This is a genomic window from Empedobacter sp. GD03739 (assembly GCF_029843245.1).
Taxonomy (GTDB): Bacteria; Bacteroidota; Bacteroidia; order Flavobacteriales; family Weeksellaceae; genus Empedobacter; species Empedobacter falsenii_B.
This window is the reverse complement of the sequence record NZ_JAOCHX010000064.1, coordinates 1-13,259: the sequence shown is the minus strand read 5'-3', so window position 1 is coordinate 13,259 and position 13,259 is coordinate 1. Positions and strand designations below refer to the sequence as shown.

Annotated in this window: 12 protein-coding genes; 7 read left to right on the top strand and 5 right to left on the bottom strand. The window is 32.0% G+C overall.

The genetic code is table 11. The features are described 5' to 3' along the window. Positions 1 to 8: 8 nt before the first annotated feature. Together N5E64_RS14555 and N5E64_RS14550 are read right to left on the bottom strand one after the other, a co-directional pair. Positions 9 to 950, bottom strand: coding sequence for a hypothetical protein (locus N5E64_RS14555; protein ID WP_180905504.1), 942 nt, complete (start codon positions 948 to 950; stop codon positions 9 to 11). Positions 951 to 956: 6 nt separating this feature from the next. Then, entirely contained in the window at positions 957 to 1,493 is a 537-nt protein-coding gene (locus N5E64_RS14550; protein WP_280038118.1) for a GNAT family N-acetyltransferase, read from the bottom strand. Positions 1,494 to 1,579: 86 nt separating this feature from the next. Between N5E64_RS14550 and yiaA the strand changes: the two genes are divergently transcribed. Continuing rightward, on the top strand, positions 1,580 to 1,969 hold the full coding sequence (gene yiaA / locus N5E64_RS14545) for an inner membrane protein YiaA (RefSeq protein ID WP_038336823.1): 390 nt from the start codon (positions 1,580 to 1,582) through the stop codon (positions 1,967 to 1,969). A 169-nt stretch (positions 1,970 to 2,138) separates the two neighbouring features. Here the strand turns inward: yiaA and leuS are convergent, their stop codons facing one another. After that, positions 2,139 to 4,994, bottom strand: a complete 2,856-nt coding sequence (leuS, locus tag N5E64_RS14540; protein WP_280038115.1) for a leucine--tRNA ligase — start codon at positions 4,992 to 4,994, stop codon at positions 2,139 to 2,141. 110 nt (positions 4,995 to 5,104) lie between these two features. On the opposite strand from leuS, the gene N5E64_RS14535 reads away from it, so the two are divergent. Beyond that, the gene (locus N5E64_RS14535) at positions 5,105 to 5,506 is read left to right on the top strand and encodes a hypothetical protein (protein WP_038336819.1); all 402 of its coding nucleotides are present in this window, start codon (positions 5,105 to 5,107) and stop codon (positions 5,504 to 5,506) included. A gap of 2 nt (positions 5,507 to 5,508) precedes the next feature. Here the strand turns inward: N5E64_RS14535 and N5E64_RS14530 are convergent, their stop codons facing one another. Both N5E64_RS14530 and N5E64_RS14525 read right to left on the bottom strand, forming a co-directional pair. After that, positions 5,509 to 6,537 (bottom strand): cell wall metabolism sensor histidine kinase WalK, encoded by a 1,029-nt coding sequence (locus N5E64_RS14530; RefSeq protein ID WP_038336818.1) that lies wholly within the window; start codon positions 6,535 to 6,537, stop codon positions 5,509 to 5,511. 9 nt (positions 6,538 to 6,546) lie between these two features. After that, the gene (locus N5E64_RS14525) at positions 6,547 to 7,227 is read right to left on the bottom strand and encodes a response regulator transcription factor (RefSeq protein WP_038336816.1); all 681 of its coding nucleotides are present in this window, start codon (positions 7,225 to 7,227) and stop codon (positions 6,547 to 6,549) included. Between the two features lie 208 nt (positions 7,228 to 7,435). On the opposite strand from N5E64_RS14525, the gene N5E64_RS14520 reads away from it, so the two are divergent. The 5 genes from N5E64_RS14520 to N5E64_RS14500 all read left to right on the top strand — a co-directional run. Beyond that, positions 7,436 to 10,195, top strand: coding sequence for a TonB-dependent receptor domain-containing protein (locus tag N5E64_RS14520; protein WP_280038111.1), 2,760 nt, complete (start codon positions 7,436 to 7,438; stop codon positions 10,193 to 10,195). A gap of 36 nt (positions 10,196 to 10,231) precedes the next feature. Continuing rightward, the gene (locus N5E64_RS14515; RefSeq protein WP_180905500.1) at positions 10,232 to 11,398 is read left to right on the top strand and encodes a hypothetical protein; all 1,167 of its coding nucleotides are present in this window, start codon (positions 10,232 to 10,234) and stop codon (positions 11,396 to 11,398) included. Between the two features lie 196 nt (positions 11,399 to 11,594). Continuing rightward, positions 11,595 to 11,921 (top strand): iron-sulfur cluster assembly protein, encoded by a 327-nt coding sequence (locus N5E64_RS14510; protein WP_280038109.1) that lies wholly within the window; start codon positions 11,595 to 11,597, stop codon positions 11,919 to 11,921. Between the two features lie 58 nt (positions 11,922 to 11,979). Beyond that, complete coding sequence (locus tag N5E64_RS14505) at positions 11,980 to 12,951, top strand: SPFH domain-containing protein (RefSeq protein WP_125348869.1); 972 nt, start codon at positions 11,980 to 11,982, stop codon at positions 12,949 to 12,951. A 9-nt stretch (positions 12,952 to 12,960) separates the two neighbouring features. Next, the coding region (locus N5E64_RS14500; protein ID WP_407933298.1) for a hypothetical protein at positions 12,961 to 13,259 on the top strand (299 nt) is incomplete at its 3' end.

Here is a 13,259-nt window from a genome sequence, read left to right as displayed (position 1 = left end):
TTTGTGTTTTAATAATAATTTATCGTTCGTTTTACAACATATTTCAATTCTCCATTGATTGAAATAGAAGCTTTTATCCAATTATTTTTCGAATCATATTCATACGAAACTTGATAAGAAGTTAAAACAGTTTGTCCATTTCGGAAGGATTGTTTTTTGAAGTTTACAATTTCATTTTTCGAATCAAAATCAGCTTGATAAGCTAACGTTTTATTGGCGTCAAATGATTGTAATTTTGAAATGTTTCCATTCTCAAAAAACATTATTTTGCTCGAATTTCCAGCAATTTCTTCCTGAAAAATAGGTGTTTCTTTATCATAAATATAATACGATTTTCGCCCTTTTTTTCCATCAAAAGAAGTCATTTCATCCAAAACCAATAAACCATTTTTGTTATATGTCAAATTATTCTCACTAATCGTAGAACCTTCCACTTTTGTCGTGATTTTATCCAACTTATTCGAATAATTAAAAATCGTTTCATAACTCGATTTTGACGATTTCCCTTCAATATTTTCTGTCAAGTTTATCAACCGATTTTTATTGTCATAAACAAAGGTTTTGTCGGAAGCAATTCGTTTTGGATCTTCACCATTGTTAATAACTGTATTCGTTTGTTTATCAATAAAATTTGAGTTATTGTAGTCGTAATTAACATAGTTATAAACAGCTAATTTTCCTTGATAATCCAAATAATTTGTTCGCTTTGTTAACAATCCTTTTTGATTAAATTCTAACGAAATTTGATTGTAAAATTCATTCTCCAAAAAAGGTAAAGTTGTGGTATTTCCTTTTGCATCTGTTGCAGTTGAAGTCACTTTTTCAACCTTTCCTTTCAGATTAAAATCAGCTAAAGTTGTTTTAACTTCATAATCATTTGTCGAAATTTTTTGTGCAAAACTACATGTCGAAACAAGAATTGTACATAAAAGTATAATAGGATGTTTCATGATTAATTATTTCTTCAATTCATACCAAAAGCAATCCAAATCCCACATGTCCAGATGAAAAGTTTCAGTGACTTCGAAACCGATTTTTTCCAACACATTTCTTGATGCTGCATTCTCTGTATGTGTTATGGCATTTAGTTTAAAATCAGTCATATTTTCACGATAAAAATCCATGCAAGCTTTCGCAGCTTCTGTCGCATAACCTTTTCCCCAAGTTTCTTTTCGGTAACGGTAGCCAAAATCTAAGAAATCAAATCGATTGTTCATTGTTTCTTTTTCGGTCATGTATTTAAAACCAGTCCAACCAATCATTTTTCCCGATGCTTTCTCTATAACAGCCACTCGTCCATGTCCAAGTTCGTTGTATTGAATCAATAAGTTTTCGATGATTTCTCTTGTTCCATCAATCGTTTTAATTGGTTGATTTTTCAGAAATGTATGCACTTCTGGTTGAGAATCCATCTCATAAAAATCCTGCAAATCATCTATCGTAATTGGACGAATTATTAAACGCTCCGTTTCTAAAGTTGGTAAATATTTCATATTTATTGAGTTAAGAATAATCTTTATTGTAAATCAGATTAAATTATTTTTATATTTACAGCTAATCTATTACTAAAATACATAAAATGAAACAACAAAAAGTATCTAATGCTTTTATAGCAGCTTCTTGGATTGCTTTAGGCTCGGGAATGATTGGATATATTATTGGATTGACGCGCGCCGAAATGGAATTAAACGAGAAAGGTTATTACTTTACCGTTCTTTTATTTGGACTTTTCGCTGTAGTATCTTTACAAAAAGCGGTTCGAGACCGATTGGAACAAATCCCTGTAACCGATATTTATTACGGAATTTGTTGGTTCGGAACCATAGCTTCAATCACACTTTTAATTATAGGTCTTTGGAATGCAACAATCTTACCTTCGGAGAAAGGTTTCTATGCATTTGCTTTTTTATTGGCAATTTTTGGAGCTATTGCTGTACAAAAAAATACAAGGGACAATATGGCTAATTAATATTTTTTGGGCGTTCCCTACGGGCGGGCTTTTCGTTACAATCTTTGCTATTCAGCAAAGGATTTTCACTACAATCCCTAACGCAAAATAAAAGTAAAAGCCTCGCAATCTAATTGCGAGGATTTTATCTATATTCTCAATACTAAAATCTAGTATCTAAAATCTTTTTTTATCCAACGATATTAATGATTTTTCCAGGAACAATAATAATGTTTTTCGGAGTACGATCACCCAATTGTTTGATTGTACGTTCGTCGTTCATTACAATTTCTTGAATTTCTTCTTTCGATAACGACAAAGGTAATTCTAACAAAAATTTCATTTTACCATTGAATGAAACTGGATATTCTTTAGCATCTGCAATCAACCATTTTTCTTCGAAAACAGGGAAATCTGCATGTGCAATTGACGTTTCATGTCCTAATTTTGACCACAATTCTTCTGCAATATGCGGTGCATAAGGAGAAATAATAATAGCCAAAGGCTCTAAAATTGCACGTTTAGTTGTTTTTAATTTTCCTAATTCGTTTGCAGCAATCATAAAAGTAGAAACCGATGTATTAAAAGAGAAATTGTTTACATCTTCGTCCACTTTTTTGATGGTTTGATGCAACACTTTCATTTCTTCTTTTGTTGGTTCATCTTCTGAAACGAAGAAAGTTTCTTCTGCTCCTGAATGATATAATCTCCAGAATTTTTTCAAGAATGAATAAACGCCAGATAAACCTTGTGTATTCCATGGTTTAGATTGCTCAACTGGACCTAAAAACATTTCGTATAAACGTAAAGAATCTGCTCCATATTGATTACAAATATCATCAGGATTTAAAACATTGTAATAAGATTTTGACATCTTTTCAACCTCGCGTCCTGTGATGTATTTACCATCCTCTAAGATAAATTCTGCATTAGCAAAATCTTCTCTCCAAGTTTTGAATTTTTCTGTATCTAATTCGTCGCCTCCATCTTTTAACAACTTAACATCAATACGGATTGGAGTTGTTTCATGCTGATCTTTCAAAGATTTGGAAACAAAAGTATTTGTTCCATTAATTCTATATGCATAAGCGGTCATTCCCAAAATCATTCCTTGGTTAATCAGTTTTTTTGCATATTCATCTGTAGGAACGAATCCTTTATCAAACAAGAATTTTTGCCAAAAACGAGAATACAACAAGTGACCAGTCGCGTGCTCAGATCCACCCATGTACAAATCTACATTTTGCCAATAATCAACCGCTTCTTTTGATACAAACTCGTTGTCATTTTTTGCATCCATGTAACGTAACCAATACCAAGAAGAACCTGCCCAACCTGGCATAGTGTTCAATTCGATAGGGAAAATTGTTTCATTGTTGATTAAACTATTGTCTACAACTTCGTTTGTTGTTGTATCAAAAGCCCATTTTGTCGCACGTCCTAATGGTGGCTCACCATCTTTTGTTGGCAAATATTCGTCAACTTCTGGTAAAATAATTGGCAATGCTGCTGTTGGAATTGTATAAGGCATTTCGTCTTTGAAGTAAACCGGAACCGGCTCTCCCCAATAACGTTGACGAGAGAAAACTGCTTCGCGTAAACGGAAGTTTGTTTTTCCTTGTCCAAAACCTTTTTCTTCTAAAGCTTCAATTGCTTTTGCAACCGCTTGTTTATAATCTAATCCGTTTAAGAAATCAGAATCTTGTAATTCGAATCCACCTTTTTCTGTAAAAGCAGCTTCAGAAATATCTTTTCCTTTGAAAATATTAATAATTGGTAAATTGAAATGATTTGCAAAAGCAAAATCACGTTCGTCACCAGCTGGAACAGCCATTACAGCACCCGTTCCATAAGAAGCTAATACATAATCACCAATCCAAATCGGAAGTTGTTTTCCTGTGAAAGGATGAATGGCATAAGCGCCCGTAAATTCTCCCGTAATATTTTTAGCATCTGCTAAACGATCACGCTCCGAACGTTTTGAAGTATAATCGACATAAGAATCAACTTTTCCTTTGTGCTCTGTAGTTGTAATTTGAGAAACTAAAGGATGCTCTGGCGCTAATGTTACATAAGAAACACCGAAAACAGTATCAGGACGAGTAGTAAAAACTTCAATTTTGTCATCGTTTCCTACAACATCAAAAAAGATTGATGCACCTTGCGATTTACCAATCCAATTTTTTTGAGATTCTTTGATCGGATCTGGCCAATCTAATTTATCCAAACCTGTTAACAAACGATCTGCATAAGCTGTGATACGCATCATCCATTGTGTCATTTTTTTTCGCACAACAGGGAATCCTCCACGTTCAGATAATCCGTTAATTACTTCGTCATTCGCTAAAACAGTTCCTAAATCTGGACACCAGTTTACTTCTGCTTCTGCTAAGAAAGTTAAACGATATTTTAATAAAATTGTTTGTTGTTCTTTTTCAGAATAGGCATTCCATTGATCTGCGGTAAAGATTTCGATATCATCATCTGCCACAGCATTTACACTTGCATTACCCTCAGTTTTGAATGTTTCAACTAATTTTGAAATGGATTCAGCTTTATCGGTTGAATTATCATAATATGAATCAAATAATTGATTGAAAATCCATTGTGTCCATTTATAATATTCAGGTTCCGAAGTCCTAATTTCACGGTCCCAATCGTATCCCAAACCAATTTTTTTCATTTGGTTCTCGTAACCAGCAATTACATTTCCTTGTTTATCAACACCACCTTCGATATTCGTTGTTGTTGTAATCGCAGGATGTTGACCAGTTTGGATAGCATATTGTTCCGCAGGCAAACCAAAAGAATCGTAACCCATTGGGTGTAAAACGTTGAAACCCTTTAATTTTTTGTATCGAGAATAAATATCAGACGCAAAGTATCCAAGTGGATGACCTACGTGTAATCCAGCTCCAGAAGGATAAGGAAACATGTCTAATACGTAAAATTTAGGTTTTTCTGATTGATTTTCAGCTTTGAACGTCTTGTCTTCAATCCAAAATTTTTGCCATTTTGGTTCGATTTCATTCGGATTATATTGCATTATTGGAAGTTATATTAAAATTAAATTTATGCAAATTTACATTTTTTATGTATCTTTTAGGATAGAATGGCGATATTTGTACATTAACAATCAACAACTAAACCAAATCCATGAAAAAAGAATTGATATTATATTATATCGGTATCCTTATTTTTTTTACTGTCCTTATTTTTTCTGTTCGTCATATTGTAAATACAACACGTATTTTTGTGGGGTACGAAGATGGTTTTAATCCTATTAATATCAAATGGAATTTTGATAAAAAGGATTCAACACTTCGTGTCAAAGATCCTATTTATGTCAGAAGTGATTATTATTTGATTGATTATAAAGACAAAGCATTCTTAAAAAAAGATACAGTTCTTTATGCTGAACTTTTTGAGGATTCATTGGCTGTAAAAGGAAATGTATTGAATTTGAAACCTCCTTATTTTTTGTGGAAAGAGGCAAAAAACGACACGTTGAAAGTTTTTAAACACAACATTACCTTGAAGTTTACGAAGCGAGAATAGTATTAAGCTTTCTGTAAATAGAACGAAAAAGTAGAGCCTTTTCCTATTTTACTTGTCACATAAATTTTCTGTTTATGAGCTTCTAAAATATGTTTTACAATTGCCAAACCTAATCCAGATCCACCATTGTTACGATTTCGAGATTTATCAATTCGATAAAAACGTTCGAAAATTCGGTCAATGTCTTCTTGTTTTATCCCAACGCCTTGATCTTTTATTGAGATTTGAATTTTATCATCATATTCTTCAAAATCGATGTCAATTTCTGTATTTGGATTAGAATAATTGATGGCGTTTACGATCAAATTGATTAAAACCTGTTGAATTTTCTGAATATCACCTACAACTTTTATTGGTTGATGAATAGGATAATTTAGAGAAATTTTGATGTTATTTTTTTCAGCTTTAATTTCTAATAAATCAATAACGTCTTGTACAAGCGCCGTCAAGTTGAAAACTGAAAATTCGATATTGATTCGTCCACGTTCAAGCTCTGCAATCATGTCCAAATCTTTGACCAAATAAATCAATCGATCAACCGATTTATTGATTCGGTTTAAGTATTTATCGCGAATAGATTCATCTTCAACTCCACCTTCAATCAAGGTTAATAAATATCCCTGAACTGAAAAAAGGGGCGTTTTTAATTCATGCGAAATATTTCCAAGAAAATCTCTTCTGTAATTTTCTCTCTCATTCAAAACATCAATTTCTTTGGATTGATCTTCTGTAATTGTAGAAATTTTTTGAGAAAGTTCTTCAAAATCCATTGTGCTGGATTGAAATTGTGGAATATTTTTCGAGATTTCAGTAAAATCTTTTCTTCGTTGATTTTTTAAAGAAAACCAATAAAATATTGATAATCCAATCAATAAAAGAAGCATTAAACTAATGAAAAATAGTTTTTCTTGGAGAATAAAATCAATATTTCCAAACCATAAAAAAGAGAACAAAACAAATCCTAAAGCCAAGAATAATGTACTGAGAAAGGCAAATAGAAAGATGTTTTGAACTTTGAAAGTTGAAGCCATTACGAGCTTTTAGTCATTTATTTTGTATCCAATTCCTTTGATTGTAGAGAAACGATCGTTCCCAAATTTTTCGCGTAATTTGCGCATATGTACGTCAATTGTACGTCCGCCAACTACAACTTCATTTCCCCAAACTTTCTCCAAAATTTCTTCACGTTTGAAAACACGTTCTGGATTTGAAGCTAATAAAGCAATCAATTCAAATTCTTTTCGAGGTAACAAAAAGTCTTGTCCTTGGTAATTTACTTTATAAGTTTCGCGGTTAATTTCAAAATTATTTAGTTTAATGAATTCATCTTTAGGAGCTTCGTTTGGTTGTTTTAATTTCAATAAAGCATTTAGTTTACTAATCAAAACTTTTGGTTTTATTGGTTTCAAAATGTAATCATTCGCTCCTGCCTCATATCCTGCTAATTGTGAAAAGTCTTCAGCTCGAGCAGAAAGAAAAACAACTAAAGTATCCTTGAAAGAATCTAACTTTCTTAATTCCGCACACATTTCCATTCCATCCATTTGCGGCATCATAACATCTAATAGAATTAAATCTGGGCGAAAAATTTTAGCTTGTTTAAGTCCTTCAATTCCGTTTTGAGCTGTTTCTATTTCAAAACCTTCTTTTTTTAAGTTGTAACCAATAAATTCTAAGATATCTGGTTCGTCGTCAACTAATAAAATTTTAATGTTCTTCATAATTGTTTGTAATAACTAAATAAAATTAGTCGATGTAAAATTAAGCTTAAATTTTAGGAGAAATTAGGTAAAAACATTTCTTAACATTCATTTAAAGTTACGATAATTTCATAACAATTACCTAACAAAATCTTTACAATTTCTAAAAATCTTTTTCATTGGATTGCAGCAACTTTGCCATCAAACAAACACGAATTATACAATTTCAATGAAACGCAATTTAACTTTACTTTTATTATTAGGTTCGGCAGCACTTTTTGCACAAACTAATATTAAGTTAGAAGGAACTTTATTTGATCAAAAAACAAACCAACCACTTTCTGAAAAAACTTTTGTGGTTGAAGGATTAAATATTCAAGCAAAAACAGACGAGAAAGGTCACTACGAAATTTCTATTCCGGATGATACTTATCAATTGGATATTAAAGTAGATGGATATCAATCTGTTTCTCAAAATTTATCAGATTCGAATACATTAAATATGTATTTGAAACCAGAAGATTTAAAAGATACAAAGATTGATTTATCTACAGCTGTTGTAACAGGTAGAAAAGATAAATCTGGAGAAGCTTCTTTACTTAATATTCAGAAAAAATCTGTAAAAATGGTAGAGAATATTGGTGCAGCAGAATTGGATCGTAAAGGTGTAAGTGATGCGGCTTCGGCAGTTGCGAAAATGGCTGGTGTTACAAAACAAGAAGGTACAGGAGATGTTTTTGTACGTGGATTAGGAGACCGTTATAATTATACTTCATTGAATGGTTTACCAGTTCCGTCAGAAAATCCTAGTAACAAGAATATTAAATTGGATTTATTTCCAACAGACGTTATTGATTATATTTCGTTGAGCAAAACATTCAATGTAAGAATGATGGCTGATTTTGGTGGAGCAAATATTGATATTTCATCAAAATTATATGAAGGAAATGGTTTATTAGAAATCGGAACAGGATTAAATTTGAATTCTAACGCGATTACCAATAAAAACTTCAATTTGCAAGATGGACCAAATTGGTTTGGTTTCCAAAAAACGAAAATTCCAGCAAACGCAACAACTGGATATCATTTTACAAATAGTTTCAATCCGCAATCTAAATCTGCTGTAGCGGGAGGTTTCAATATAAAAGGAGGAAAAAGTTACAAGTTTGAAAACGGAGCAAAATTCGGATTCTTTGCAACAGCTGCTTTTGATAACTCAGCTCAAAGTATCGAGAAAGGTTTAGCGGCCTCTGTAAATGCAGAAGGAGCATATTTTAATAACTTTAAAAACTATACTAAAGATAGCTATAATACGAATACTACAGGAATGGTGAATTTGTATTATGATTTTAATCCAAATAATCGATTAAGAGCAAATAGTATTTTTATTAACAATACTTCTCAAAGTTTACAAGAGTATAGAGGTTTTGTTATTGATTTAGTAAATGATGATAATCATGAAGGATTTATACGTAGAGGAACTTACGAAAAAAATCAAGTTTTTGTCAATCAATTATTAGGAGATCATAGATTGGATGATAAATCTGAGTTTCATTGGGGGATTTCTTACAATACTGTGAAACAAGATATGCCAGATCGTTTGCAAAATACGATGCGTTTGGATAAACAAACAGGTCAATATTTTTTAGCAACTCAAGATGCTTCGTTAAGTAACCGTTATTACCAAAATCTTAATGAGAACGAAATTTCGGCAAATTTAGAATATAACCGTGTTTTTGGAGGAGATTTGAAAGATTATAAAGCTAAAGTCTCTGTTGGTTACCAAGGTAGACATAAAGAAAGAGATTTTGAAGCAAATCAATTTAATATGAAGTTTACAAGAAGTGGTATTCAAGCTGATCCAAATAATTTAGACGCAGTATTTAATCAATCAAATTTTGGAGAAGATAAATTGTTTACCATTACTACATTTGATATGGATGGAAATGGAAACTATCGTGCTCAAACTTATAATGGACAAAAAGATATTCAAGTTGGTTTTGTTGAAGTAGAATACAATTTTACAGATCGATTAACAGCTGTTTTAGGGGTTCGTGCAGAATATCTTAAACAAAGTATTGATTGGTACACAGCTTTATCTAAAGGAGAACGCTCATTTGATCAATTCGAATTATTACCAAGTTTGATGTTACGTTATAAATTAACAGATAATCAAAACTTACGCTTCGCTACATCTAAAACATATACACTTCCTCAATTCAAAGAAACTGCTATGTTTGTTTATGAAGATGTAACAGAAACTTTCCGTGGAAATCCAATGTTGTACCCTTCGACAAATTATAATGCAGACATTAAATGGGAATGGTTCCCGAAAAGTGGAGAAGTAATCTCTTTTGGTGGTTTCGGAAAATATATTCAAGATCCAATCAATACAACAACAATTGCTTCATCATCTAATGATATTTCTTATGCAAATACAGGTGATTGGGGATATGCAATTGGTGCAGAACTAGAGGTTAGAAAAGCAATCTTGGATAACAAAACATCGAATCCAGAGCAGTTAACAATTGGTTTTAACGGAGCTTACATGTATTCTAATCAAGAGTTAGATAATGAGAAAGTGTATAACGAAACTTTGTTCAATGGACAACGAATCAATACCAACTTTACGAATAAAGAAGATGCATTTACAGGAGCTTCTAAATTTATTACGAATGCAGATTTATCTTATTCTAAGAAATGGACAAGTGGAGGAAGTGTAATGGCAACTGTGGCTTACAACTATTTCTCTGATCGTATTTATGCGCTTGGAACTGAAACAAGAGGAAATCAAGTAGATAAAGGATTTGGCACATTAGATTTCATTTTACGTTCAAAATTGAATAAAAATATTGGAATCAATTTCTCTGCTAAAAACTTATTAAACCCTACAATAGACCGTGTACAAGAGAATTTGAATGGAGATGTAAAAACATTAAGTTATAAAAAAGGAATGAACTTCGGTTTATCTGTTAACTATCAATTTTAAAAACAAAATAAAACAAACAAAATAAAACATTTAATTATGAAAAAATCAATTTTAAAACTATTTTTAGTAGGTGCATTTTCTACATTAGCATTAACAAGCTGTAGTAATAACGACGATAATGGAGTAGAAGAAACAAATCCTTCTGGCTTTGTTGCGAATCCTGCTGATTTTAAAGGTCAGTTGAAAAGTGGAGATAAAATTACATTAGATGCATCTAAAACATATTATCTAACAGGAGCTTTACAAGTAAATGAAGGAGCAACACTTACAATTCCTGCTGGAACTAAAATTATTGCCAATGGAGGTACTTCATCATACATAGCTGTAGCACAAGGAGGACAAATATTCTCTAACGGAACTTCCTCTAAACCTGTTGTATTTACATCAGAAAAAGGAACTCCAGGATCTTGGGGAGGGATTGTTTTATGTGGTAAAGCACCAATCAACAAAGCAAAATCAGCAACAGCAGAAGTTTCTGAGTTAACATATGGTGGTGATGTAGCAACAGATAATTCTGGTACAATCACATATACTCGTATCGAGTATGCAGGTGCAATTTTTAATAACAAAAAAGAATTTAATGGACTTTCTTTATTTGGTGTTGGTAACGGAACTAAAATAGAATATGTTCAATTATATGCTGGTTCTGATGACGGAATTGAGTTCTTTGGAGGAACTGTTAATACAAAATATATCGTATCAAATGAAAACGAAGATGATCAATTTGACTGGACAGAAGGTTGGGTTGGTACAAACGAATATTGGTACGGAAAAGAAGGTCGTAACAAAGGAAATAGAGGTATAGAGGCTGATAATAATGATAGTAACAATAATTTAACACCATTCTCAAATCCAATTATTAAGAATGTAACTTTAATTGGTTTAGGTAAAGATTATGTAGGAGAAGGTGAAAATCAAGCGATTAAATTACGTCAAGGAACAAAAGGACAATTAGAAAATTTTGTTTTAGCAAACTGGGCAAAAGGTATCGATATTGAGCATGATGTTACTTTAGGTTGGACTTCAAAAGATTTATTAGTTAAAAATGTTCAATTTATTAATGTTAATACAGAATCAAGTGGAAAAACTTCTGCAGGTGCTGCTGTGGATGTAACCAAATTCTATTCAAAAGCTAACAATACTGGAGCTGGAAATGGTGTAGACACACCAACTTGGGCAAAAGGATGGACAGTAGGTCTATAATTAAATCCATATAAAGAAAAAACTTTTCTTATAAAAAAGTTCTTCGTGTTTGTAAATCGCTTTTTTGGGTTCTCCAAAGAAGCGATTTTCTTCTATTATAACTATTTTATTTTAAGTCATTAAAAATAGTTATTTAGAAAAATTCCACGTAAGCTAAACTATTCGTACATTTGCAGAACAATAACAGTTGATAACAATGGCATTAACAGAACAACAATTAGATTCGATTGGAGAAAAATTGGTTGAAAAATTCAAAACAGTTTACGATCCAGAGATTCCAGTTGATATATATGAATTGGGATTGGTTTACGATGCACAGGTGAATGCAGATGGTGAAGTAAAAGTTACCATGACCCTTACATCTCCAAACTGTCCTGTGGCTGAAAGTTTACCTGTAGAGGTAGAACAGCGCGTAGAAGAGATAGAATATGTAACGAAATGTTACGTAGAAATTACGTTCGATCCACCTTGGGATAGAGATATGATGAGCGAAGAAGCAAAATTCGAATTAGGAATGTTATAACTTAACATTCCTAATTTTTTTTGTATCTTAATCCAACAAATTCAAAACACTAAAACTTATGGGATATTTAGGCGTGATCGTTTTTCTTGGAATTATTTTCCTTTTTTTATTCGTCTTTACAGTAAAACAACAAACTGCGGTTGTAATCGAGCGTTTCGGGAAATTTAATAGTATACGAAATCCAGGATTGCAATTCAAAATTCCGATTGTAGATAGAATAGCAGGAAAAATGTCACTTAAAATTCAACAATTAGATGTTGTTGTAGAAACTAAAACAAAAGATGATGTATTTGTTCGATTGAAAGTTTCTGTTCAATATCAAGTCATCAAAACTCAAGTTTATGATGCATTTTACAAATTAGATAATCCTTATACACAAATAACTTCTTTCGTTTTTGACGTTGTTCGAGCTGAGGTTCCAAAACTTCGTTTAGATGATGTTTTCGAGAAGAAAGATGATATTGCGGTTGCTGTAAAAAGTGAATTGCAGGAAGCAATGAATTCATATGGTTACGAAATTGTCAAAACTTTGGTAACCGATATTGATCCAGATGAGCAAGTAAAGCATGCGATGAATCGTATTAATGCAGCTGAACGTGAAAAATTAGCAGCGCAATATGAAGGTGATGCTGCACGTATTTTGATTGTAGAAAAAGCAAGAGCCGAAGCAGAATCGAAGCGTTTGCAAGGACAAGGTATTGCGGATCAACGTCGTGAAATTGCAAAAGGTTTATTGGAATCTGTAGATGTTTTGAATGGAGCAGGAATTACGTCACAAGAAGCTTCTGCGCTAATTGTGGTGACGCAACATTATGATACATTGCAAGCGATTGGAGAAAAATCTGGAAGTAAATTAGTTTTGTTGCCAAATTCACCAACTGCCGCTTCGGAAATGCTGAATACAATGGTTACTTCGTTTACCGCAGCACATGAACTGAATGAGCATCAAATAACAAAAGAAGATAATCCAACTCAGCACAAGAATAAACCAAATACAGGAGATTCGTTTACTTTTCCAGAACATCCTTAGAAAAATGTAATGAGTAAAATTCTTAATAGTAAAGTAATAATATTTGTTTTCTTATTAATAGTTTTCTATTTGTACTTTTTTAAAAGTGATTTTACAAATGGACAAAATCAAACTGAATTAGATTATTCTGTAAATATTATTTTTAATAATAATTATAAAGAAGATAAAGTAAAATCAGCATCTTTTACAATTATTGGAAATAATCCCGAAACGAATAAAATTGATTCTTTTAAAGATGGTAGATGGTTTTCTAACGTGAGTGATTCAATCGAAAAAGGAGATACGGTTTTTAAAATGAAAGGAAAAGC